Source organism: Robertmurraya siralis (genome assembly GCF_005502275.1).
GTDB classification, from domain to species: Bacteria; Bacillota; Bacilli; order Bacillales; family Cytobacillaceae; genus Robertmurraya; species Robertmurraya siralis.
This window is the reverse complement of the sequence record NZ_SWLZ01000020.1, coordinates 24,939-49,628: the sequence shown is the minus strand read 5'-3', so window position 1 is coordinate 49,628 and position 24,690 is coordinate 24,939. Positions and strand designations below refer to the sequence as shown.

The 24,690-nt window shown below is 39.7% G+C and carries 26 protein-coding genes; 22 read left to right on the top strand and 4 right to left on the bottom strand.

Annotation, left to right across the window (positions count from 1 at the left end; genetic code table 11):
- Window positions 1-432: 432 nt before the first annotated feature.
- The 4 genes from FCJ93_RS18675 (at window position 433) to FCJ93_RS18660 (ending at window position 3,890) form a co-directional block, all read left to right on the top strand.
- On the top strand, window positions 433-1,539 hold the full coding sequence (locus FCJ93_RS18675; RefSeq protein WP_137744380.1) for a DUF4097 family beta strand repeat-containing protein: 1,107 nt from the start codon (window positions 433-435) through the stop codon (window positions 1,537-1,539).
- Window positions 1,540-1,587: 48 nt separating this feature from the next.
- Window positions 1,588-1,950, top strand: coding sequence for a phage holin family protein (locus FCJ93_RS18670; protein ID WP_137744379.1), 363 nt, complete (start codon window positions 1,588-1,590; stop codon window positions 1,948-1,950).
- Between the two features lie 407 nt (window positions 1,951-2,357).
- Window positions 2,358-2,873: a TetR/AcrR family transcriptional regulator gene (locus FCJ93_RS18665; RefSeq protein ID WP_137744378.1), complete on the top strand. Its 516-nt coding sequence runs from the start codon at window positions 2,358-2,360 to the stop codon at window positions 2,871-2,873.
- A 450-nt stretch (window positions 2,874-3,323) separates the two neighbouring features.
- On the top strand, window positions 3,324-3,890 hold the full coding sequence (locus FCJ93_RS18660) for an NAD(P)H-dependent oxidoreductase (RefSeq protein WP_137744377.1): 567 nt from the start codon (window positions 3,324-3,326) through the stop codon (window positions 3,888-3,890).
- Between the two features lie 799 nt (window positions 3,891-4,689).
- Here the strand turns inward: FCJ93_RS18660 and FCJ93_RS18655 are convergent.
- From FCJ93_RS18655 to FCJ93_RS18640, 4 genes are all read right to left on the bottom strand, one after another.
- Entirely contained in the window at window positions 4,690-5,484 is a 795-nt protein-coding gene (locus tag FCJ93_RS18655; RefSeq protein ID WP_137744376.1) for a hypothetical protein, read from the bottom strand.
- A gap of 82 nt (window positions 5,485-5,566) precedes the next feature.
- A complete protein-coding gene (locus tag FCJ93_RS18650; protein WP_137744375.1) occupies window positions 5,567-6,178 on the bottom strand; it encodes a hypothetical protein in 612 nt (203 codons plus the stop codon).
- Between the two features lie 173 nt (window positions 6,179-6,351).
- Window positions 6,352-6,798: a DUF523 domain-containing protein gene (locus tag FCJ93_RS18645; RefSeq protein ID WP_137744374.1), complete on the bottom strand. Its 447-nt coding sequence runs from the start codon at window positions 6,796-6,798 to the stop codon at window positions 6,352-6,354.
- An 86-nt stretch (window positions 6,799-6,884) separates the two neighbouring features.
- Window positions 6,885-7,592, bottom strand: coding sequence for an N-acetylmuramoyl-L-alanine amidase (locus FCJ93_RS18640; protein ID WP_137744373.1), 708 nt, complete (start codon window positions 7,590-7,592; stop codon window positions 6,885-6,887).
- A 228-nt stretch (window positions 7,593-7,820) separates the two neighbouring features.
- Between FCJ93_RS18640 and hprK the strand changes: the two genes are divergently transcribed.
- The 18 genes from hprK (at window position 7,821) to FCJ93_RS18550 (ending at window position 24,647) form a co-directional block, all read left to right on the top strand.
- On the top strand, window positions 7,821-8,756 hold the full coding sequence (hprK, locus tag FCJ93_RS18635; protein ID WP_137744372.1) for an HPr(Ser) kinase/phosphatase: 936 nt from the start codon (window positions 7,821-7,823) through the stop codon (window positions 8,754-8,756).
- A gap of 25 nt (window positions 8,757-8,781) precedes the next feature.
- The gene (gene lgt / locus FCJ93_RS18630; protein ID WP_137744371.1) at window positions 8,782-9,603 is read left to right on the top strand and encodes a prolipoprotein diacylglyceryl transferase; all 822 of its coding nucleotides are present in this window, start codon (window positions 8,782-8,784) and stop codon (window positions 9,601-9,603) included.
- Window positions 9,604-9,633: 30 nt separating this feature from the next.
- Complete coding sequence (locus FCJ93_RS18625) at window positions 9,634-10,584, top strand: nucleoside recognition domain-containing protein (RefSeq protein WP_137744370.1); 951 nt, start codon at window positions 9,634-9,636, stop codon at window positions 10,582-10,584.
- Complete coding sequence (ppaX, locus tag FCJ93_RS18620; protein WP_137744369.1) at window positions 10,574-11,230, top strand: pyrophosphatase PpaX; 657 nt, start codon at window positions 10,574-10,576, stop codon at window positions 11,228-11,230. Before FCJ93_RS18625 ends, ppaX begins: the two co-directional genes overlap by 11 nt.
- A complete protein-coding gene (locus FCJ93_RS18615; protein WP_137744368.1) occupies window positions 11,223-11,759 on the top strand; it encodes an acyltransferase in 537 nt (178 codons plus the stop codon). Before ppaX ends, FCJ93_RS18615 begins: the two co-directional genes overlap by 8 nt.
- Before the next feature lie 525 nt (window positions 11,760-12,284).
- A complete protein-coding gene (locus FCJ93_RS18610; protein ID WP_137744367.1) occupies window positions 12,285-13,463 on the top strand; it encodes an ATP phosphoribosyltransferase regulatory subunit in 1,179 nt (392 codons plus the stop codon).
- A gap of 2 nt (window positions 13,464-13,465) precedes the next feature.
- The gene (gene hisG / locus FCJ93_RS18605; protein WP_137744366.1) at window positions 13,466-14,101 is read left to right on the top strand and encodes an ATP phosphoribosyltransferase; all 636 of its coding nucleotides are present in this window, start codon (window positions 13,466-13,468) and stop codon (window positions 14,099-14,101) included.
- A 25-nt stretch (window positions 14,102-14,126) separates the two neighbouring features.
- On the top strand, window positions 14,127-15,392 hold the full coding sequence (hisD, locus tag FCJ93_RS18600; protein WP_137744394.1) for a histidinol dehydrogenase: 1,266 nt from the start codon (window positions 14,127-14,129) through the stop codon (window positions 15,390-15,392).
- Window positions 15,393-15,409: 17 nt separating this feature from the next.
- Window positions 15,410-15,997, top strand: coding sequence for an imidazoleglycerol-phosphate dehydratase HisB (gene hisB / locus FCJ93_RS18595; protein ID WP_095310507.1), 588 nt, complete (start codon window positions 15,410-15,412; stop codon window positions 15,995-15,997).
- Window positions 15,998-16,633 (top strand): imidazole glycerol phosphate synthase subunit HisH, encoded by a 636-nt coding sequence (gene hisH / locus FCJ93_RS18590; RefSeq protein ID WP_137744365.1) that lies wholly within the window; start codon window positions 15,998-16,000, stop codon window positions 16,631-16,633. It begins immediately after the preceding gene.
- On the top strand, window positions 16,630-17,358 hold the full coding sequence (hisA, locus tag FCJ93_RS18585) for a 1-(5-phosphoribosyl)-5-[(5-phosphoribosylamino)methylideneamino]imidazole-4-carboxamide isomerase (RefSeq protein ID WP_137744364.1): 729 nt from the start codon (window positions 16,630-16,632) through the stop codon (window positions 17,356-17,358). Before hisH ends, hisA begins: the two co-directional genes overlap by 4 nt.
- Complete coding sequence (gene hisF, locus FCJ93_RS18580; RefSeq protein WP_137744363.1) at window positions 17,359-18,117, top strand: imidazole glycerol phosphate synthase subunit HisF; 759 nt, start codon at window positions 17,359-17,361, stop codon at window positions 18,115-18,117.
- Window positions 18,114-18,755, top strand: a complete 642-nt coding sequence (gene hisIE / locus FCJ93_RS18575; RefSeq protein WP_137744362.1) for a bifunctional phosphoribosyl-AMP cyclohydrolase/phosphoribosyl-ATP diphosphatase HisIE — start codon at window positions 18,114-18,116, stop codon at window positions 18,753-18,755. The genes hisF and hisIE overlap by 4 nt, the downstream gene beginning before the upstream one ends.
- 265 nt (window positions 18,756-19,020) lie before the next feature.
- A complete protein-coding gene (locus FCJ93_RS18570) occupies window positions 19,021-20,490 on the top strand; it encodes a tetratricopeptide repeat protein (RefSeq protein WP_137744361.1) in 1,470 nt (489 codons plus the stop codon).
- Window positions 20,491-20,660: 170 nt separating this feature from the next.
- Complete coding sequence (gene trxB / locus FCJ93_RS18565) at window positions 20,661-21,611, top strand: thioredoxin-disulfide reductase (RefSeq protein ID WP_137744360.1); 951 nt, start codon at window positions 20,661-20,663, stop codon at window positions 21,609-21,611.
- A 483-nt stretch (window positions 21,612-22,094) separates the two neighbouring features.
- Complete coding sequence (locus tag FCJ93_RS18560; protein ID WP_137744359.1) at window positions 22,095-22,553, top strand: NUDIX hydrolase; 459 nt, start codon at window positions 22,095-22,097, stop codon at window positions 22,551-22,553.
- 220 nt (window positions 22,554-22,773) lie between these two features.
- Window positions 22,774-23,667 (top strand): RNase adapter RapZ, encoded by an 894-nt coding sequence (rapZ, locus tag FCJ93_RS18555; RefSeq protein ID WP_137744358.1) that lies wholly within the window; start codon window positions 22,774-22,776, stop codon window positions 23,665-23,667.
- Window positions 23,664-24,647 (top strand): gluconeogenesis factor YvcK family protein, encoded by a 984-nt coding sequence (locus tag FCJ93_RS18550; protein ID WP_137744357.1) that lies wholly within the window; start codon window positions 23,664-23,666, stop codon window positions 24,645-24,647. The genes rapZ and FCJ93_RS18550 overlap by 4 nt, the downstream gene beginning before the upstream one ends.
- Window positions 24,648-24,690 lie beyond the last annotated feature (43 nt).

Sequence of the window (24,690 nt, the reverse complement as noted above, 5' to 3'; positions counted from 1 at the left end):
TTTAGCCTGCAGTCTTGCAGGTTTTTTATATTTCTTGTAAAGGAAATCTGCAAAAAACCTTAAATTCCAAGAACAGTATTTCCCTTTCAATTCCGTGAAAAATCCGACAATGAACGAATTGCCTCTGGCACCTTGAGTTAAAAAATGAAACCTTCATTCTTGTCCTAACGTAAAATAAAAGAAGGAGTTGCTAAAGCTGAAGTCGAACCAATTATTATCAGCTTGTGTGTTATTTAGTGATTCACCGCCCTAACGAAGCAAAGAAGGAATTTATATCTAAGCTCCATTCCGCTTTTTTTGCTCTGAAAGGCCATGCAGAAATATTTTTCTTCATTGGTTTTAGAGCAATAGTAGGCGTGGTCATACTTATTAGGGGTTTTGTGAAGGATATTTTGTAAAAAGCAGTTAAACATTTTTTAGGAGGGCTACGTGATGCAAGAAGAACGAAAGCGAATTTTGAACATGGTGCAAGAAGGAAAGCTAACGGTAGATGAGGCTTTGATTTTGTTGGAAGGGCTGGAGGACGCGGAAAGCACTAAGAAAAATAAAGCAGAACAGCTTTTTGGGGAATTGTCAACAGCTGTAAAGTTTGAAGAAGCGAAAAAGGATGATTCTTTTCAAAGCCAAAAGCATCAATCGACTAAGGATAAAATTTTTGAGTTTGTCGACACAGCTATTCAAAAAATCAAGGATTTTGATTTAGATTTGAATTTCGGCCAATCAGTTGATATTTCTCATATTTTTCAACAAGGGGATGTATATTTAAGAGAGATGGACGTCGATTTGGCCAATGGTTCTGTGAAGATTGTGCCATGGGAACAACAGGATGTTCGCGTTGAATGTGAGGCAAAGGTCTATCGAGTCGAGTCCCAGGATGAAGCGAGAAATACGTTTTTAAAAGACGTCATTTTTGCAATTGAAGGACAAAAACTGCGGTTTGCTTCACAGCAAAAATGGATGAAGATCCATGCCACACTCTACATTCCAAAAGCGCAGTATGAAAATATTAAAGTGAGAATGTTTAATGGTTCAATCATTAGTGAAAACTTGCAAGTAGAAAAATATAATGTAAAAACAGCGAATGGAAAAATTAATATGTCTAACATAGAGAGCAAGTATGTCGATGCAGAAACAGCAAACGGGCAAATTGAAGTTCTTAATGGTAAAATAGATGACCTAGAGGCAGAGACGATTAATGGAGCGATTAAATTGGATGGCAGCTTCAAAAAGGTAGAACTGCAATCCTTTAACGGCAATATCGATTGTACTGTTACCGAACCAAGTTGTGAACGGATCGAGGCAAAGGTGACGACAGGCGGTATCAAGTTGTTTGTACCTGAGCATGCCGCTATTGCTGGAGAGCTAAAAACCAATCTCGGCAACTTCAATATTGATTACACAGGCATTCAAGTTACCGAGGAAAAAAATGAAGTCGTTCAAAAACAACTTCGTTTCCAGCCTAGCAGCCACCATGGTCACATAATGAGAATCGATGCGGATACGAAAACAGGATCGGTGACAATCAAGCGACTAAAGTAATAGAATAGTCCTCTAGAGAACTGAAATAGCGCTTAAAGGATGTTGAATATGAGATGGATTATTGGAATTTTAATTAATGCGGTCTTATTTATTGCCTTGGCAGGTTATTTTGAGAATTCCTTCTATATTGAAAGTATTGGTGCGGCCATTGGCGCCAGCTTTATGCTCGCCATTCTTAATATTTTGGTGAAGCCCATTTTAATCATTTTAACTTTGCCTATTACGATTATCACCCTTGGTTTATTTTTGTTTGTCATCAATGGGGTAACGCTCCTTATAACAGAGGCACTCATGGGTGAGGCATTTCAAATAAATGGACTGGGAATGGCCATTCTCATTTCAGCAATCATGTCGATTATTAATCTCGTGATTCAAAATGTTATTTATGATAAGAAGAAAACAAGAAACTGAGCGACATCGTCATTTCATCATACAAAGAAGGACCATACTTTAAAGGGCGCAGCAAAAAATAAACGGATCTTATCAGATAAGTATATACTTTCCAGAAAATAGCATAGCTAAACTACATGAAACTGGATGACATATATGATTTTAGCAATCAAAAGAGCCAAACTAATTAGTATCAATTGTTTGGCTCTTACGATTTTGTATTATTTTATTTCACTTAAAAAATAAGGTGGGGTAAAAGTATCAACTCCTAACGAATTAAACTTAACAGAACATATTTTTAGTCTTTGCAAAACTGGTATTTTTACAACTCTTAAAAAATAGTCATTGTGCTTGTATTAAGGGTTAAATTGTATTATATTTAGTTTGTAATTAATCAATAAATAAACATAAATGAATGGGTGTAAAATATGGCAAGACCTAAAAAGGGAAATCGTAAGGAAGATATTCTTGAAGCGGGATTGGAAGTATTTGCAATAAAAGGATACTATAATACAACAACTGCACATATAGCAGAAAAAGCGGGAATATCACAGCCGTATGTATTTAAATTTTTTAGAACAAAAGAAGAGCTATTTATTGCAGCCTTAGATCGTGCGTTTGATAGAATCATTCAAACTTTTAAAAATGTTGAATCGAGCTCAGAACAACTCGTTAACAAGATGATCGAAGCTTATGAAGAACTGTCTACATTACATCCTAATGAAATTGCTTTGCAGGTAATTGGAATTTCCGTAACAGAAGAAGCAATACAGGAAGCTGCAAAGAATGGTCTGGCCCGTATAAGAAGTTACACTTTAGAAAGGTTTAACTCAGCTGGAATAAAAAATGCCGAAAGAGAAGTAACTACTTTTCTAGCTAGAGGGATGTTATGTAATATCTCCTATTTCTTAGATTTCCCTGAACTTATTGATAAAAATAAATAATCAAATGAAGTTGGTTATTTATGTAATAAATAGTTATTGATTGATTAATAATTAATTAATGGGGGTGAAAAGATGAAATTAAAAAGTTTTGATTATGTTTCTATCACAATTATTCTTATTTGCATCATTAGTTGGTGGGGTTAAAGAGTTATTGTGAAGTATTTTTTATGAGGAGGTGAGAATGATGAACGGAAATAAAAAAGAATCTTCTCTTTCCCCTTTGTCCATTGGACTAGGAATTACAGCTATAGTGATTGTCTTGTTTACGTTATGGGACTAACGTATTAATATTAGTTAGTGATTAATCAATAATTAATGAGCGAATCCTCTATATTATTAGGAGTAGCAGGTTAACTTATTGTTTTTCAACATTACTGGATAATATAAAAATTAATTAATCACTAACTTTGTACTGAAAATAGAACTGAAAGATTGAGAGGAGTTAATCTTATGAACCATTTAATTGTGTATGCTCATCCAAGAAAAGAAAGTTTTAACCATGCCATTCTGGAAGCTACCATCCGAGGTATTCGCCAAAAGGGACATGAATATGTAGTACGCGATTTGTACGCGATGAAGTTTCAACCAGTCGCAAGCAGCAGTGAAATTTTGGGTGGCATCGGCGAGGATATTGAACAGGAGCATCATTATCTGAAGTGGGCAGACGTCATCATTTTCATCTATCCGATCTGGTGGACAGGACTGCCTGCAATCGTCAAAGGCTATATTGACCGTGTCTTTACTTATGGGTTTGCCTACCGTTACGTGAATGGTGAACAAATGGGAATGCTGAAAGGAAAAAAAGCCTTAATCTTTAACACGCAAGGAAAATCGCATGCCCAATATGCGGCCATCGGCATGGATAATGCACTATTGTTGACTTCTGACACAGGTATATTTGAATACTGCGGCATAGAAGTGCTGCAACATGTTTTTTTCGAGTCTGTACCGAGCTCCGACAAGGCGACACGTATAGCTTGGCTGGATCAAATCGAGGTGATGGCAAGTCAATTATAAGTGATATTTTTATATGATTATCAAGAGCCATCTTTTAAACTTGGTTTAAACAGTATAAGTTTCTTGTCCCGAGTTGAGGAAAAGAACTGGTGCTGTTTACAGAAACAGCTAAGTATCTAAGATGGCTTTATTATGTAGTGAGTTAGTGAATAGGTGCTTTAGTCTAAGAGCAATCTTCAGCAATCAAGCGCGATTGTTGAATAAAACTTTATTTTACCAGCCACAACAGGACGGGGTATGTGTGTTGGAAGTATTTAATTTAAGTGACTTATTATTACCTTGACATTTCCTTATTTCGGGTAATGTTAGCTTCGCTGGTACTACCCCTAGTATGGATGTAGTGTTTTTTTGGGGAAAAGTTGCTCATATTGAAAAAGAACTCCAAGTTGCAACGGTGTTCCTTTTCAGCTTGCCTATGAGTTCATGTAAGTGAGCTCTTATTCCTCGCTAAAATCCAAATTAACCGGTTCCTTGGGCAATATTTCGGTTGTTAGCATATTAACCGTCTGCCCAGACTTTCCCTTTTCCATATAGTAATACACCAAAGCTAAATGGCCTTAGTTCAATATTCTTGGAACTAAGGCCATTAAGTCGTTTCGGGATTTTTCAAGACCATAGAAATTATGTATTCATCTATAGTCTAGCGTTTTATGTCTACGATTTTTATACTTAAACTGATGTGAAAAAAGAAGCTTCTCATGAGACAAATGAATTTTTTTAAAAAATCTGTCTACCGTAAGGGCATATCATCGTAATTTAATACCGGTTTTTTGAAATATTCCCTATAATTAGGTGACGCTTATTTAGATAACATATGGTTGAGTTGCTCTTCTTTTAATTCGAGAACGTTAACTACAGAGGGATCTAGATAACTGTTATATTCAACTGTATCCACTTCATATATATATTTTGGCGAAACTATATATAATAATTGATTGCTTTTAGAAGACATTTCTGATTCGATAGTGATCTCTTCATTGGGGTGGATAGTTATATCTTCCTTAAATGGTTTTCCATTTACAGTTATATTCGTAAATTCTAAGTGATGATTTTCAATTTGGAGATCTTTAAGGATGATATCTGATTCGGAATTATTTTTGATGCTATTTCTATATACATCAGAGGTATCAAAACTAAGAAAATGTACATCGCTTTGAGTTAGTAAATCATTCCTTTCAAGAGAAATAACTTTAAGTCTACCTATGTCATAATTTTTTGTTTTACCATTATTGTAAGAAATAATCACTTCGTTAATAATTTCTTCTGTATTTTCGTTAATGGAGCAATCCACTTCAATAGTAAAGATTTTTTTTCCTTGAAATTTTTCATTTGAAGTTGTTATGTTAAAACTATTAATCTCTAGCTGTTCGGTATTTTTAAAGTCTATTGACAATATATTCTCTTGAAGTTCTTTAATCGAATGCCCACTTATCCCTATCAAATTAATAATAAGTTGATTTTCCGGAACCGTATATAAAACACCATCCCACTCACCAAGATATAACTCTTCGTTATCACGATTAGTTATATAATAATATATAAAGATGCTAATAAATATGAGGCATAAAATAGTTATAATCGATATTTTTTTCATTTCATTAATCACCTTGCTATTTTGTCTTTTACTATAAAAGTAGAGGTCAAGAACAAAATTATTTTAGAGTCAATCTATTAAGTTATTGATATTGAAGACCTAAGATGGTTGTTATAGGCTCGTAAGCATTAGTGTAGGAAATTTCAGGATCTCTACCTAAGTATTCCTTAGTTATTTTGATTCTCTTGTTATACTGATCTGCATATTGAGCTACTCTAGCTCTACTTCCCTTGCTTTTATCGATGCTAAAAGTATAATTGGCAGAATAACTTCGTGATACAGAAACGGTTAAATTAAATTGTGATTTTGCCTTTTCTCTTATATCTGCAGTAACTCCACTTGAAAACGTCAAGGTCTTTGTTATTGTAGTTCCGTATTGGATTGTTTTTGCATCCGCAGTATATACCCAGTTAGTTTTTCCTGCTACAAAAACATTGTTCTGACGAGTTGTACTTACAAGTGATAATTTTGGTGGCTGAGCTATACAAGCTATACACTCTGGTTGAATTATGTCTTCACTTTTACTATCTAATAACTTTTCTTCTTCCCCATCATCAAATTGTGAATAATATAACTCTAATCCCTCTTCTGAATTGTAAACATCTTCTGAAACAGTATATGCAGAAACAGAAGGCACAATGATGCTAGTAAGTAGAATTAACGCAATAAATGTCATTAATGATTTTAACTTCAAATGTATATGCTCCTCTCAAAGAAAATATTATTTTGAACTTGACCTCTATCGAATAAATTCTACAAAATATGATCAATTCCTTCCTTTTTTTAGAAAAATTCCAAAAATTAAACAATTTTTGATTGTTAAGTAAATTTAACAGTCTAATGTCTTTTTATAATCAATCGAAGCACTTAAGAAAAAACCGTCTCTGAGATCACGTCATAACCATTCCTTTTTAAAAGAGCCGCGGTAACTCCGTTTCCAGCTATTTTCTCACCGTTAAAATGTCCGTTATAGATATTGGTACTGCCACAGGATGGGCTGTTTTCTTTTAGAACAATCATTGTTGCCCCCAGTTGTTGTGCCCTCTCTAGTGCTAAATAGGCACCTTTAATAAACGCTTCGGTGACATCCGAGCCCGATTGGGAGACTACTTTTGCCCTTCCGTCGAGCACATCTTCACCGCTGCCTCCGATAATTTCAGCAGGTTCCCTTGGGGTGGACAAACCGCCAAGTAGTTCGGGACAGACAGTGATCGCTTCCTTTTTCATTACTAATTCGCTAATCCGTTCGTTTAAACAATGTGTACCGTTGTATCTTACTTCTAATCCAGCTAAACAGGAACTGACTAAAATCATGATTCAAGTCCTCCATTACCTATAGTTAACGTTATTCTATCACATAAAAAGACCAAACCACCCGGTGATTTGATCCTTTGTCTGAGCTATTTTTCCGTTATCATACTTGCTTGAAAGCCCTCATCCTTTAACTTCATCATCAAATTTTCCGCTGTTTCCTTTTCAGAGAAAGGCCCGGCTACAATTTTATAGATTGGTGAGGGATTGCTTTTCTTTTCTGGAGCGGGAATGGCCACTTCCGGCTTTAATTGAAGCTGGTATTGTTCTCGCAAACCTTTGGCAATTGCCTCAGCACACGTTTTTCGATATAAATTTGAACGAAGGAGCTTAAGATCTTCTTTGTTTGTCATGAAGCCGCATTCTACCAAGATGGCAGTCATTTTAGTTGCACGAAGCACATGGAAGTTGGCTCCTTTAACTCCCCGGTCTCGCAGTCCGGTTGCAACAACAAGATTTTTTTGCACCTTTTCGGCAAGTGCTGAGGCGATTTGGGGCTTCGACGTATAAATGTATGTTTCGATCCCGCTAACATCGTTCCATCCAGTCCCATAAGCATTGGCATGGATTGAAACAAAGCAGTCGACTGCTAATCGATTCGCTTTGTCAGTCCTTTCCAGAAGTGAAACATCCTTTGTGTCAGAGTGGGAAAAATAAATAATGACATCTTTATACGTTTCTAAAATAGCTTTCGTTTCATTTGCTACAACTCTGTTAAATTCATACTCTCGCATCCCATCGGGACTTCTTTTACCTGGTGTATTATAGCCGTGGCCTGCGTCCAACATTACTTTCATTGGTCCTTCGCTCCTTGTCTCCGGTAAAATTTCATTACATCCACGTACAATGTAGATTTATTCATTCTTATCATATGTTTAAGGATAAAAAAAGGAGATGCTACATTAATTTTATGCGAACGAATTTGGTTATTCGAAAAAAAGTGCTAAAATAGAGTGAAACTTTAACATCAACCAATATATATTGAGAAAAAATGATAGAGATAATCCATCAAGGAGGAGTTCCATTTGCAGAAGGTACGGACGAAGGATGTTTTAGATAAGTTTAAGCTGGAGTTAATTAGTGGGGAAGAGGGGATCAATCGTCCTATAACGATGACCGATATTTCTAGACCGGGGCTTGAACTTGCTGGTTTTTTTGATTACTATCCTGCCGAGCGCGTGCAGCTGCTTGGAAAAACAGAATTAACGTTTATTCAAAAACTCGATCCTGACATTCGTGCAGAGCGATTGGAACGTTTATGCACGGATATTACACCAGCGATTGTCGTAACAAGAGATTTACCTGTTCCTGATGAATTGATTGAAGCGTCGGAACGGGAGGCGGTTCCTGTTTTGCGCTCAAAATTTAAGACAACTCGTTTCTCTAGTCGTCTAACAAATTTTCTTGAAACAAGGCTTGCTCCGACAACAGCAGTTCACGGTGTCCTCATTGATATTTATGGTGTCGGGGTTCTCATTACCGGTAAAAGCGGTGTAGGAAAAAGCGAAACGGCGTTGGAACTCGTCAAAAGAGGACATCGTCTTGTCGCGGATGACTGCGTGGAAATTCGCCAAGAAGATGATGATACATTGGTCGGAAATTCTCCAGAGCTTATTGAACACTTGCTTGAGATTCGTGGATTGGGAATTATCAATGTGATGACCCTTTTTGGAGCAGGTGCTGTTCGAAATTATAAAAAAATTTCACTCGTTATTCATTTAGAGCTTTGGGATCAAACAAAGCAATATGATCGTTTAGGCCTTGATGAGGAAACAATGCGAATTATTGATACATCCGTTACGAAGCTGACTGTTCCGGTTCGACCTGGGCGTAACTTAGCTGTAATCATTGAAGTGGCGGCGATGAACTTTCGCCTCAAAAAAATGGGTGTGAATGCAGCAGAACAATTTGCCAGTCGATTATCTGATGTTATCGAGGACGGAGATGTAGAGGATAGATAAAGAAATAGCTAAAGGAGAGAGTTAGATGGAAGAAAATATACAACCACTTGACCCAATTGCATTTTCACTCGGTCCGATCACTGTTCATTGGTATGGCATTATTATCGGGCTAGGCTTAGCTTTAGCACTTATTATTGCGATGAGAGAAGGTGAGAAGAGGGGCCTGCAAAAGGATTTATTTCCGGACTTAATGCTGTGGGCGATTCCGATTGCAATTATTTCAGCGCGCCTATACTATGTCATCTTTGAATGGGATTATTATGTTCAGAATCCGGGTGACATTATTAAAATTTGGAATGGTGGAATTGCGATCCATGGAGCGCTAATTGGTTCCGTCGTGACAGCTTATATATTTGCGAAGAAACGCAATTTGTCATTTTGGAAAATTGCTGATATTGCGGCCCCGAGTATTATTCTCGGTCAAGCAATCGGACGCTGGGGAAACTTTATGAACCAGGAGGCACATGGTGGTGAAGTAACGCGTGCGTTTTTAGAAGGCTTGCATTTACCGGACTTTATAATTAATCAAATGTACATAAATGGCGCATATTACCATCCAACTTTTTTATATGAATCAGTATGGAATTTCTTAGGTTTTATTCTGTTAATATTGTTGAGAAGAGTTAATTTGCGTCGGGGCGAAATGTTCTTAACGTATGTTATTTGGTATTCCGTCGGCAGATTTTTTGTGGAAGGGATGCGAACAGACAGCTTAATGCTTACAGAGAGCTTGCGGATGGCGCAAACAATCTCGATTGCCCTTATTATTGGAGCAATTGCCATTTTGATTTATAGAAGAACGAAAGGGCATGCAAGGGAAAGATATTTGGATCAATCGGTTTCGTGATCAGGAGTTCTAAGAAAGAGGAGAAGGATTATGATAGTTCAATCGCTAACGAAAGGTTTAAAGGTCGGGCTGCAGACAGTGTGGTCGCTAGGAAAAATAATTTTTCCGGTCACATTGATTGTGACCGTTCTTCAGCATACGCCAATTCTTCCTTGGCTGAGCAAATTGCTCGCCCCGTTAATGAGTATATTTGGACTCTCCGGTGATGCGGCGATCCCCTTAGTGATCGGTAATTTTCTCAATTTATATGCAGCAATTGGAGCGATCCTTACGCTCGATTTAACAGTGAAAGAGGTTTTTATTATTGCTGTTATGCTATCCTTTTCCCATAATATGCTAGTGGAGTCAAGCGTCGTGACAAGGGTTGGAGTGAAGCTCTGGATTGCCCTTGTCGTTCGCATTGGGCTTGCACTGATAGCGGCGATTGTGATTAATCTTGTCTGGAAAGGCGGGGACCAGCTTGCACAGTATGGTCTTATTCAGGCATCGGAACAAGAAACGGTATCTGGAATATGGGGCATCGCTGTTGATGCGGTGCAAAAGGCAGGGCTTGGCATCCTTCAGCTTGCTATCATCGTCCTACCGTTAATGATCGTCATACAAATATTAAAGGATTTAAAATGGCTCGATAAGTTTTCAAAATGGATGGCACCGTTCACCCGAGTGGTAGGAATGAAACCAAATACGTCTACTACTCTAGCTGCTGGTCTTTTATTTGGCTTGGCTTATGGTGCGGGTGTAATGATTCAGGCTGTAAAAGAAGATGGGGTAAGCAAGAAGGATGCAACGCTTGCTGTTATTTTTTTAGGAGCCTGCCATGCGGTAGTAGAGGATACGCTTATTTTTGCCCCATTAGGAATTCCTATTTTGCCACTGTTGCTTATTCGTTTAGCAATGGCAGTCCTCCTAACGGCGGTCGTGGCATTTTATTGGAATCGACTAGAGATTGCGCGCAGAAAGGAAACCACATATGAATTCTAAGATCACAACATTATTATTTGATTTAGACGGGACATTAATCGATACAAATGAGCTAATTATTCAATCATTTTTACACACTTTAGAGCAATATTATCCAGGAGCTTATAAAAGGGAAGATGTTCTGCCTTTTATGGGGCCAACTTTAACGGAAACGTTCGCTTCGATGAATGCGGAAAAAGTGGAAGAAATGACTAATGTATATCGAACTTTCAATATTGCCCATCATGACGACCTTGTGACTGAATTTGAAGGCGTGCGAGAAACGGTTGCTGTCCTTAAAGAAAAGGGATTTAAATTGGGGATTGTTACAACAAAGCGCTTAGCAGTCGTAGAAAAAGGGCTACGATTAACAAAGCTTGAGAGCTATTTTGACGTCGTAGTGGCTCTTGATCATGTTACAAAGGCTAAGCCCGATCCAGAGCCCATTGTAAAGGCGCTGGCTCAGCTTGATTCTATACCAGAAGAAGCGATGATGATCGGCGATAATTTTCACGATATTGTCGGTGGGAAAAATGCTGGCACAAAAACTGCTGGTGTAGCATGGTCATTAAAAGGCAAGGCTTTCTTGGAACAGTATGATCCGGACTTTATGCTTGAGCATATGAGTGATTTATTTGAAATATTAGGAGTAAATGAGCATGCGTAAAACGACCCGTTATCCTGTCGAAGGAGCCAATTCCTTATGGCATGTCTATAAAACGGTTCCCTTTTGGAAGGTTGTGAAAAATTTCATCGTCATCCAATTAGCGCGCTATACCCCTTTTCTCGGAATGAAAAATTGGCTTTATCGAACTTTTTTACGCATGAAGGTTGGGGAGGAAACTTCTTTTGCTTTAATGGTTATGCTCGATGTTATGTTCCCAGAGAAGATCAGTGTTGGGAGAAATACAGTCATTGGCTACAATACAACGATTTTAGCTCATGAATATTTGATTAAAGAGTACCGTCTCGGTGAAGTCCATATCGGAAGCGAAGTGATGATCGGCGCTAATTCTACCATTCTGCCAGGAGTGACAATTGGAGATGGTGCCTTTGTCTCAGCAGGGACACTCGTTCATAAGGATGTTCCGGCGGGAGCCTTCGTTGGTGGAAACCCGATGAAGGTCATCTATACAAAGGATGAACTGGCCGAGAGATGGGCAGACGATCCAATTTACGGGAAGCAGCAAAAGTAGAAAAATGGTGTTCCGCACGTAGATCGATAAAACGTAATAAAGACCAATAAAATCAAATTTAGACCGATATCCGCTAAAACGACTTGTGCTGCATTTATCTTACCTCTAAAAAAGTGGTAACTTTCGTGCGAGAAGAGGTATTTCTAGTTATTTTTTAGAGGAGTTTGTCTGTTTCGCCGATAAATTGGTAAAAGCGCCGGTAAATTTGATTTTTCGCCGATATAATCAAAAAGCGCCGATATATTTCAGTTTTCGCCGATATATCAATTAAACCGCCGATATATGCCTTTTCAGGTAAAATTGACAAGACTCCACCAGCAGGTTGTATGGCTTAACCTGCTGAAATTCGACAAGAAGATGTCCTTTTTAAAGGGACATCTATTTTTTTACTCTTTTCTCTCCTCTTTTAATCATTTGAACAATCACGTGTTGACGTGGAGGGGCAGGAGGAGTAAACTACATATAACTTCAATTTGCTAATACATTAGCGAACTAAAGCATCAGGAGCAAAAAGGTGGGAATGGGATGAGTCAACTGTTTATGTTTGAGAAGCCTTTGGGAATGCGAGATACCTTGCCTGAACTATATGAAGCAAAAAGTCAGGTGCAGGATGCGATTGAATCGGAAATGAAATTATGGGGCTATCAGTTTATGGATACGCCTGCGTTAGAATATTACGATACAGTTGGAACAGCATCAGCGATATTAGATCAACAGCTTTTTAAGCTTCTTGATAATCAAGGCCATACGTTAGTTTTGCGTCCAGAAATGACGACGCCGATTGCGAGAGTGGCAGCTTCCAAGTTATTGCAGGAGAATCTTCCATTAAGGCTTGCCTATTCAGCCAGTGTATTCCGCGCACAGCAGCGTGAAGGTGGAAGACCTGCGGAATTTGAACAAATTGGTGTTGAAGCCATTGCAGATGAGTCTGTCAGTGCTGATGGGGAAGTAATTGCTTTAATGGTGTCAGCTTTACGGGAAGCAGGCATTAAAAGCTTTCAAATTTCGGTAGGCCATATTGCTTTTGTGCAAGAATTGTTTCTGCAAATTCTAGGAACTGAGGAACGGGCACAAGCATTAACAAAATTTTTATACGAAAAAAATTTTGTTGGCTATCGAGAACATGTGAAGAGTTTAAATCTATCCTCGATCGATAAGCAGCGTCTGTTGGATTTTTTGAAGCTTAGAGGCGGTGAAGAGGTAATGGAACGAGCGCTTTGTTTAATTGAAAACGAAAAAGGAAGAGAAGCGATTCAGAAGCTGAAACAACTGTGGGATATTGTCGTTGATTACGGTGAACAAGCCAATTTGAAACTCGATTTAACGCTCGTTAGTCATATGAGTTATTATACGGGGATTTTGTTTGAGGTTTATGCTGATAAGGTTGGATTCCCAATTGGAAATGGGGGAAGATACAATCTCCTCCTTGAGAAATTTGGCAAAACAACGGGAGCGACAGGTTTTGCCTTGAGATTGGATCGTATCCTTGAGGCGTTGGGAGAACTGAAAAAAGAGGTCACGACCGAGTGTGTTTTATTTAGCGGGGAAAGGCGCAAGGAAGCTTTTCAACTGGCTAAAGCTAAGCGAGGACAAGGAATTAAGACCCTTTTACAGGATATTCAAGGGGTTCGAAATATCGATGAATTTACCGGCCAATTCGCTGAAGTAACCTTTTTAATAGGAAAGGCTGGAAAGGGGTCGTGAAAATGGAAGATTTGATCACAATCGCCATGCCGAAGGGGAGAATTTTTGAGGAGGCAGCAGAGCTGTTGCGTCAAGCTGGTTATCAGCTACCACCTGAATTTGAGGATTCACGAAAGTTGATTATTGATGTGGAGAAAGAAGGTTTTCGCTTTATTCTTGCAAAGCCGATGGATGTACCTACCTATGTGGAGCATGGGGTTGCTGATTTGGGAATTGCCGGGAAGGACGTTATGCTCGAAGAGGAAAGAGATGTTTATGAATTGCTAGATTTAAATATTAGTGAATGCTATTTAGCGGTCGCAGGACTGCCGAATACGAAAATGAATGATGTTGCACCAAAGGTTGCGACGAAGTATCCAAATGTTGCTGCGCGTTATTTCAGAGAGCAAGGGGAGCAGGTAGAAATTATCAAGCTGAATGGTTCGATTGAGCTTGCCCCTCTAATTGGTCTTGCCGATCGCATTGTTGATATCGTTTCAACTGGGAGAACTCTTATTGAAAATGGTCTTGTCGAGTATGAACGAATGATGACTATCACATCGCGCTTAATTGTTAATCCAGTTAGCTATCGTATGAAGGACGAGCAAGTGAATGAACTGGTTGAAAGAATTGCCGAAGTCATTGAACGAAAAGGCTAGAGTGCTAGAGAAAGGAAGTAGCAGGATGAAAATAAAAAGAGTGTCTGAGTTTGTTTCTATTAAAAGGACCGTTGAAAACGGAACGGACGAACAGCTTCTTGCTGTCAAAGCAATCATCGGAAATGTAAAAAAAGACGGAGATTCAGCTATCCGCATCTATACACAACAGTTTGATGGAGCTTCTCTGGAGTCTTTTACTGTTACAGTTGACGAAATGGCTGAAGCCTATGGGGATATCGATAAAGAAATGGTTTTGATCATGCAGGAAGCTGCTGAAAACATTCGCTCTTATCATCAAAAGCAATTGCGCTCATCGTGGATGACGACAGAAGAAAATGGAACAATTCTTGGTCAAAAGATAACGCCACTTGATTCGGTTGGTGTGTACGTACCAGGAGGAACAGCTGCATATCCCTCTTCGGTATTAATGAATGTTATGCCTGCTAAAGTTGCGGGAGTCGAACGAATCGTTATGGTGACACCGCCGAATCAAAATGGGAAAATTCCAGCAGCTGTTTTGGTTGCCGCTCACCTAGCAGGAGTGAAGGAAATTTATAAAATTGGCGGAGCTCAGGCAATTGCCGCTCTTGCCTACGGGACAGAGACAATTCGTCCTGTCGATAAGATTACCGGCCCTGGAAATATATTTGTAGCTCTTGCGAAGCGTGAAGTCTATGGAGATGTTGATATTGACATGATCGCCGGGCCAAGCGAGATTGCCATTCTTGCGGACGATATGGCGAGAGCAAATGAGGTGGCGGCTGATTTATTATCACAAGCGGAGCATGATGAACGTGCTTCAAGCGTGCTGGTCACAACCTCTGAATCATTGGCGCAAAAAGTAGCGGCAGAAGTGGCAAAACAGCTTGCTGAGCTGCCAAGAAAGGACATCGCTGCTAAAGCGATTGCTGACTTTGGGGCGATCTATCTTGCCCGTGACATGAATGAGGCTGTAAAAGCGGTCAATGAGTTAGCGCCAGAGCATCTTGAAGTAATCACAGAAAATCCTATGGAATTGCTAGGTAAAATTAAGCATGCAGGGGCTATTTTTATCGGACGGTTCAGCTCTGAGCCGGTCGGCGACTATTTTGCGGGAACGAATCATGTTTTACCGACAAATGGAACAGCAAGGTTTTCGAGTCCTTTAAGTGTGGAAGATTTTCAAAAAAAATCGAGCATCATTATGTATAGTGAGGCAGCACTAAAAGAAAATGGGGCAAAAATTGCCACTTTTGCAAGAGAAGAGGGGCTGGAAGCACATGCTCGTGCTGTGGAGGAACGTCTGAAATAATGGAGGCGAATGAAAAAATGGACAGAATTTCAAATATTACGCGTAAAACGAATGAAACGAATATTGAGCTTGCTTTAAACATAGATGGACAGGGAATTTCTAAGCTTGAAACAGGCGTCCCTTTTATGAGTCATATGCTTGATTTATTTACGAAACATGGGCAGTTTGATTTACATATCCAAGCTGACGGTGATACAGAAGTCGATGATCACCATACAACGGAGGATATTGGGATTTGTCTCGGACAGGTATTAAAGGAAGCGCTCGGTGACAAAAAAGGGATTAAACGTTATGGAAATGCATTTGTGCCAATGGATGAAGCTCTTGCTCAAGTGGTCGTTGATTTAAGCAATCGTCCTCACTTAGAAATGCGGGCAGAATTTCCAAGTCAAAAGGTGGGAACATTTGATACAGAGCTTGTCCACGAATTTCTGTGGAAGCTTGCGCTAGAAGCAAGAATGAATTTACATGTGATCGTTCATTATGGTCAAAATACACACCATATCATTGAAGCGATTTTTAAAGCTTTAGGAAGGGCATTGGATGAAGCAACTACCATTGATCCGAGAATAAAAGGAATACCCTCGACAAAGGGGATGTTATAAATGATCGGCATTATTGATTATGGAATGGGTAATTTATTCAGTGTCAGCAAAGCGATGGAGCGGCTTGGAGTCGAATATTTTGTATCCGAGGATAGAAAGGAGTTAGCAGGGGCAGATGCTCTTATTTTACCAGGAGTCGGCTCTTTTAAAGATGCGATGGAGCGTTTAAATGAGACGGGTTTATCCGAAATGGTAAAACAGTATGCCGGTTCGGGAAAGCCAATGCTTGGCATTTGCTTAGGCATGCAGCTTTTATTTGCGCAGAGTGAAGAAAATGGGCTGACTGATGGGTTGGCGCTTCTTCCTGGAAAAGTGATTCGTTTTTCAGGGGAAAAAGCTGGCACGCCTTATAAAGTACCCCATATGGGCTGGAATCGCTTGCGTTTTATTAATAAGTCTCCGATTATCAGCGGAATTAGCGAGGATTTTGTTTATTTTGTCCATTCTTATTATGTCAGTACAGAGGAGCGTAAGGTTGTGATTGCTGACTGTGAATATGATGTCGACGTTCCGGCAGTGGTAGGTAAAGGCAATGTGTATGGGATGCAGTTCCACCCTGAAAAAAGTGGGGGCCTTGGCATGAGTTTGCTGCAAAATTTTATACAATTAGCGAAGGAAAGGACGATCCAGTCATGACTTTTATAATATACCCAGCAATCGATATGCGCGGTGGGAAATGCGTTCGACTCCTTCAAGGGGATTACGACAAAGAAACGATATATGGAGATTCGCCATTTAAGATGGCGCAACGGTTTGTTGAGCAAGGTGCCGCCTGGATTCATATGGTCGATTTAGATGGGGCAAAGGACGGCAAACGGATAAATGACCCGTTTGTACTAGAGGCAGCAAGGCTGAAAGTAAGGGTGCAAATAGGAGGTGGAATTCGCTCGGAATCAGATATCGTTCATTATCTTGAGAACGGCGTGGAACGGGTGATTATCGGAAGTGTGGCGATTTCCAATCCTGAATTTGCGATCGAAATGGTGAGAAAATATGGGCGCCAGATTGTGATCGGGCTTGATGCTAAAAACGGTTTTGTGGCAACACATGGATGGCTGCACACTTCAGAAATGAGGGCGGTCGATGTCGGAAAAAAATTTGCCGATGCTGGTGCGGAAACATTTATATTTACCGATATTGCCACTGATGGAATGTTATCAGGTCCCAATCTTGCTGCCGTTAATGAATTGGCACTAGAAACGAAAAAGGAAGTCATTGCCTCAGGAGGCGTGAGTCAGTTAGCAGATTTAGCTGCTTTAAAGGAATATGAAAAAAACGGGGTGCGCGGCGCAATTGTAGGCAAAGCACTTTATGAAGGAAAGTTTTCCGTGATAGAGGCTTTGCGGGAGGTGCAAAATTAGATGCTGACGAAAAGAATTATCCCTTGTCTTGATGTGAAAGAAGGGCGGGTTGTAAAAGGAATTCAATTTGTGGAGCTTCGCGATGCAGGGGATCCCGTAGAATTGGCGCGATTTTATGATCAACAAGGGGCAGACGAGCTTGTCTTTTTAGATATTTCTGCTTCCCATGAAGGAAGAAAAACAATGGTTGAGGTTGTAAACGAGGTCGCTTCAGAATTGGCTATTCCTTTTACAGTAGGGGGCGGCATCAATTCCTTAGCGGATATGAAACGGATGTTGCGAGCTGGAGCGGACAAAGTTTCATTGAATACGGCCGCTGTTTTGCGTCCTTCACTTATTACGGAGGGAGCGAGTTTTTTTGGTGCTCAATGCATGGTTGTGGCGATTGATGCAAAATTTGATCCGGAGCTTGGTTCATGGAGAGTTTATACTCATGGTGGAAGAAAAGCGACTGATTACGAGGTCATTGCCTGGGCGAAGGAAGCGGTACGTCTTGGTGCAGGAGAAATCCTGCTAACGAGTATGGATTGCGATGGTGAGAAGGATGGCTTTGATCTGGCCCTGACGAGAGCTGTCAGTGAAGCAGTCACTGTTCCAGTCATTGCCTCTGGAGGAGCAGGAAATGCAGCGCATTTTGTCGCAGCTTTTCGGGACGGATTAGCAGATGCCGCCTTGGCTGCTTCTATTTTTCATTATAAAGAAACATCGGTAGAAGAGGTAAAGACATTTTTAAAAAGTGAAGGTGTGAATGTGAGATGAATATCGATAACTTAAAGTTTGATGACGCAGGCCTCATTCCAGCAATCGTTCAGGACGCCATGACAAAGGAAGTTCTCACCCTTGCTTATATGAACCGGGAGTCTTTAAAGAAATCAATAGAAACGAAGGAAACGTGGTTTTTCAGTCGCTCCCGTCAGGAGTTGTGGCATAAGGGGGGAACGAGCGGAAACACGCAGACGATTACGGAGATTAAATTTGATTGTGATCAAGATGCTCTCGTCGTTCTTGTTGAACCGAAAGGACCGGCATGCCATAACGGGACTACAAGCTGCTTTGCTGAAAGTTTGTATGGAGTAACGCATGAGCCCTCTAGCACTCTTGCGGACTATCAAATTTTACACTCCCTTCAGGAAGTCATTCATCAGCGGGAAAAGGCACGTCCAGAGGGAGCTTATACGACGTACCTATTTGAAAAAGGCGTTGATAAAATTCTTAAAAAAGTGGGCGAAGAGTCGGCAGAAGTCATTATCGCAGCAAAAAATCGTGATACTGAAGAGCTGAAATGGGAAGCAGCTGACTTGATGTATCATTTGCTCGTTTTGCTGGAAGAACAAAAGCTCCCTTTTACAGAAGTATTAAAGGTCCTTCGCAAACGGCACGAAGGGACGGATAAATAGGTAAAAAAGAGCAAAGTAGGTCTCCTATTTATCATTCTTATCTACAAGATTTTCAGTCTGTTTTTCAATTACATCGACATATAACTATATTACTAATATAACAATGAGCAAATTATTATTTGAAAAAGGGAATTCAAGGGAGAAGAACTCATAATCTGTAAATTTTGGCAGTGCCTGTGAGGGATAAGTCTGGTAAACACCTTACCAAAAGGCTCGTTTGTATGATATACTTCTTTGGTATATCTTGAGATAGATGGAGGATTTCATGAGTAAAGACTCTAAAGCAACAAAAACAACAGGAACATTGCTGTCGTTCACTCCGACTGGTGAGTATTATTTTGCAAAAGGATTAAAGGCTTACCAACGTCGAGATCATCATAAGGCAATAAAATATTTAGAGCGTGCGATGGAACTTGAGCCAGGGGAACCGATGATTGCTTGTCAATTGGCGATTATTTTATCAGAAAATGCTCAGTATACAGAAGCTAATCGTCTCCTTCATATGATTTTGGAGGAATGGGATGAGCAGATGATCGAATGTCACTATTTTCTTGCCAATAATTACGCCCATCTCGGTTTATTTAAAGATGCGTTCAACCACGCTTCATTATATATGCAGTTAGAAGGGGATGGGGAGTTCGCAGAGGATGCGGAAGATTTGTTGGACCTTTTAATGCTTGAAGGTGAAGAATTGGAAGAGGATTTGTATGAGCAGGATGACTTAATTTCGAAGCAGGAGGAAGCAAGGGAACTGCTTGAAACAGGAGAATTTCAAAAAGCAGCAGTCCTTCTTAAAGAAGTGATTGAGAAGTTTCCAGAATATTGGTCTGCTTACAATAATCTTGCATTGGCTTATTATTATTTAGGAGAGCCGCAGAAAGCGGATCGCATCCTAGATGAAGTATTAGAGAAAAATCACGGCAATTTGCACGCTCTTTGCAACAAAGCGGTGTTTGCTTGCTACGAGAACGATTGGTATTCCGTGAAAAAATATAAAGAGGTTTTAGAAAAAATTAAGCCATTATCCTCGGAGCATCAATTTAAGCTTGGTACGACGTTTGCATTAATCGGCGATTACGAAATGGCCTATTCTTGGCTAAAAAGGCTTTATAAGCAGGGATTTGAAGGGGAGGGTCCTTTTTACTATTGGCTTTCATATTCTGCTTATTATACAGGAAGATTGCAAACGGCTGAAAAGAGCTGGCTGCGGGTTATTCAAATGAATCCGGAAAAAGAAGGTCAAGAGCCGTGGAATAATGAAACAAAACTCTATACTGGAGAAGCGATCAAAAAACAACTAGCAAGTGAACAACTGGAAGAAAGGCTTTTTGGGCTATTTTTAACATCGCTATCAGATGATAAAGAAGAGCTTCTGTCATCATACACTGGCACGACAACCTTAGAAAATGAATATGTACAGTACCTTTTTAAAGAGGAAGGTCGTGCCCCGCTAGCACATAATATAGCTAGTCAATTTTACAGCTTTCATCACCCTACAGATGAAGCTGATCTGTATAAGATGTGGTTTTCGATTGCAAGTGTGATGACTGAAAATCCATCTCTTCCGAAAAATGAGAAAGCCTATGCTTCCGCTGTCGATTATGTTTGGAGAAAGCTTCGTCAAGAAAGAATTTCTCAGCAAGCACTGGCAGAGCAATATGGCTTGTCTGTTACGACGATGAAAAAATACGTAAAAATTGTTACCCAGCTATTGGAGGAATTAAATCGGGCCTAAGGGACCGATTTTTTTCTATTTTCGAATCTCGGCTGACCTTGTTACCTCAGTTTGCATAGAAGAAATTGAGCATAAATATGGACGATGCCGCCATTATTTTATAGGATATGGTTAGTTAGGAAATACTATTCATGTTAATGGGATGCTACTTAAAGGAGTGGGATACTACTATGTCTGATGAAAAAATATATGATGTTATTATTATTGGTGCCGGACCGGCGGGAATGACCGCTGCTGTTTATACATCTCGTGCTAATCTTTCCACGTTGATGATTGAGAGGGGAATTCCTGGTGGTCAAATGGCGAATACGGAAGAAGTGGAGAATTATCCTGGCTATGACCACATTTTAGGGCCAGATTTATCAACGAAAATGTTCGATCACGCGAAGAAATTTGGGGCTGAATATGCCTATGGGGATATTAAAGAAGTGATCGATGGAGAAGAATACAAAACAATAAAAGCAGGTTCGAAAGAATATAAAGCTCGTGCTGTCATCATTTCTGCCGGAGCTGAGTATAAAAAAATCGGCATTCCTGGCGAAAAAGAGCTTGGTGGACGGGGAGTCTCTTACTGTGCTGTCTGTGACGGTGCGTTCTTTAAAGAAAAGGAATTATTAGTAGTTGGGGGCGGTGATTCGGCCGTTGAGGAAGGCGTTTATTTAACTCGCTTTGCTTCAAAGGTGACAATCGTGCATCGCCGTGACGAATTAAGAGCACAAAAAATCCTTCAACAACGTGCTTTTGATAATGAAAAAATTGATTTCATTTGGAATCATACAGTGAAGGAAATCCATGAGAAAGATGGGAAAGTCGGCAGTGTCACCCTTGTTTCAACAGAAGACGGAGCAGAGCGAGAGTTCAAGACAGACGGTGTTTTTGTCTACATTGGCATGATTCCTTTATCAAAGCCATTTGAAAACCTCGGAATTACAAATGAGAATGGCTATATTGTGACAAATGAAAAAATGGAGACAAGTGTGCCGGGAATTTTTGCCGCTGGGGATATCCGCGAAAAAATGCTTCGCCAAATTGTTACCGCCACTGGGGACGGAAGTATTGCAGCCCAAAGTGCACAGCATTATGTAGAAGAGTTGCAGGAATCTTTAAAAGCAAAAGCATAATACGGACTTTTGGGGAAAAATGGGGTTAATGGCGTTTCTTTCTTTTTAACAAACAAAAAAATCGCTATAACTTACCAAATGCGTCAGAATTTACAAAACGTTACTCCCTTTTAATTCTATTGTAACAGTAGTGAAATAAACATTCGTTATGATAAGAATAGAAATTGACCCCCTTTTAAAATATATACACTTGGACGGCACAAGGAAACTTGTGCTCTTTTTTTTTATTTGGCTTTGTTTTATGTGATTTTTTTCGATCATGATTCCATGAAAATGAAATCAGAGGATCGTTCAATGGAGCTTTTATCACTAAAACAATGCCTTAAATGTGACATGTTGCTTGTCTTTTTTGTTTGAGAACCCCTATTCATTGTGGGGATTTGTTAAAAATAGTATAATCAAGTGAAGGGATTGGATTGAGTAATTTTCACAGAGGTTGAGGGAAATTCATAATGATGTGGTGTGAAGTCAGAGGTGGAAAAAATGCAGCGGGTTACTAATTGTGTACTTTTAAAAGACAATAAAGTGTTGTTATTACAAAAGCCGAAACGAGGATGGTGGGTTGCGCCAGGTGGGAAAATGGAACCGGGTGAATCAGTCCGTGATTCCTGTATTCGTGAATTTAGAGAAGAAACAGGCATTTACTTAAAAAACCCTCATCTTAAGGGGATTTTTACCTTTATTATGAAGGATGGAGATCAGGTCTTATCGGAGTGGATGATGTTTACTTTTTTTGCGGAGAATGCAGATGGAATTCATTTAGAGGAATCGGAAGAGGGCAAGCTAGCATGGCATCCTCTTGAGGAAATCAAAAAATTACCAATGGCAGAGGGAGATTATCATATATTGGATTATATGGTGCAAGGGCAAGGGATTATTTACGGCACCTTTACTTATACAGAGGATTTTAAACTTTTGCAATACCGCTTAGACCCAAGCTAAAAGGAGAAATGGCACTATCCTTTTTAGCATTCTCAGCATATTTTATTAGAAATCGTGCTGGTCATTCCCTTCAACCGTTGTGAAATTTACTCAAAATTAATTCTATCGAAGTTAAGTAAAACTTTGTAGAAAACATAATCTATACGAGATAAACCTGAAAAATAGACTTACCATAACTACAAACGGCACTCGATTGAAAGAAGTGAATGGGGGAATGTATATGAGTACCGGAGCAGTTAATGATACACAAATGGTCATTATTACGGGAATGTCAGGTGCAGGAAAAACAGTTGCGATTCAAAGCTTTGAAGATCTTGGCTTTTTTTGTGTAGACAATTTACCGCCAACATTATTGCCTAAGTTTCTTGAACTAATGAAAGATTCGGGCAGCAAAATGAACAAGGTTGCCTTGGTGATGGATTTGAGGGGAAGAGAATTCTTTGACCATTTGTTTAGAGCGCTAGATGAACTAGCAGAAACCTCTTGGGTGGCGCCACAAATCTTGTTCTTAGATGCGGATGACAGCTGCCTCGTTCGAAGATATAAAGAAACTAGAAGATCCCATCCTCTTGCTCCATCAGGTTTGCCTCTTGAAGGAATTCAGTTAGAAAGAGAGCTGTTAGAAGAGTTAAAAGGGAGAGCTCAAATCATCTATAATACTTCAAAACTAAAGCCGAAGGAACTGCGTGAACGGATTATCCAAGAATTCTCTGCCAATAAAAAGTCAACTTTTACTGTCAATGTTATGTCTTTCGGATTTAAGCATGGGATTCCCATCGATGCAGATTTAGTTTTTGACGTACGTTTTCTACCCAACCCTCATTATATCGACCATATGCGGCCGAAGACGGGACTTGATGAAGAGGTTTACAACTATGTTTTAAAGTGGAATGAGACGAATAAGTTTTTAGAAAAGGTTACGAGCTTACTAAGCTTTATGCTCCCTCATTATAAACGCGAAGGAAAATCACAGCTTGTGATTGCAATTGGCTGTACAGGTGGACAGCACCGTTCTGTTGCCTTAACGGAATACCTGGCTCGTTACTTTGAAAAGGACTACCATACTCGTGCTTCTCACCGAGATATTGAAAGGAGAAAGGAAAAAACAACATGACCAAAAACGGACAGCCCAAAATTGTCATCATCGGAGGCGGAACCGGCTTGCCTGTGTTATTAAGAGGATTGAAAAAGTATCCCCTTGATATAACGGCTGTCGTGACAGTAGCCGATGACGGAGGAAGCTCTGGACGTTTAAGGGATGATTTGGATATCCCTCCACCAGGTGATATCCGCAATGTTTTAGCAGCCTTATCCGACGTAGAGCCACTGATTGAAGAGATGTTTCAGCATCGTTTTAAGACGTCAAATGAACTTTCAGGCCATTCTCTTGGCAACCTGATTCTCGCTGCCATGACATCGATTACAGGTAATTTTGTTCATGCAATCCAAGAAATGAGTAAAGTGTTAAATGTAAATGGACGGGTCTTGCCGGCGGCTGCCGAAAGTGTGATTCTGCATGCAGAAATGGAGGATGGAACGATTGTCTCAGGTGAGTCTAAAATTCCTTATTCAGGAAAGAGAATAAAGCGTGTTTTTTTAACTCCAGAGATTGCCCATCCATTGCCAGAGACAGTTCATGCGATTAGACAGGCGGACTTGATTATTATTGGTCCTGGCAGTCTGTATACGAGCATTTTGCCTAATCTTCTCGTACCTAAATTGGGACAAGAAATATGCCGAGCTAGGGCGAAGAAAGTATATATATGCAATCTTATGACCCAAGCAGGGGAAACATTAGATTATACGGCAAGCGACCATGTAAAAGCTTTATATGATCATATGAAGAGCAGATTTTTAGACACGATTTTAGTGAATAGTGAAAACATCCCGAGCTCGATTTTAGAGCGTTATAGCGAGGAGTATTCAAAGCCTGTTCACTTCGATTTTACTCAATTATATGAACTGGGGCTTGAAGTAGTGCAAGGCGAGATCATGACCTTGGAGAATGGTGTCATTCGCCATGATACGAAAGAAGTCGCCAATATTTTATATTCAATCTTATTAAATGAAACCAAAAAGAGATTTAAAGCGTAAATAAGTGAATCCGTGTTGATTCAGTTTGTTGTGCTTTAGGGGG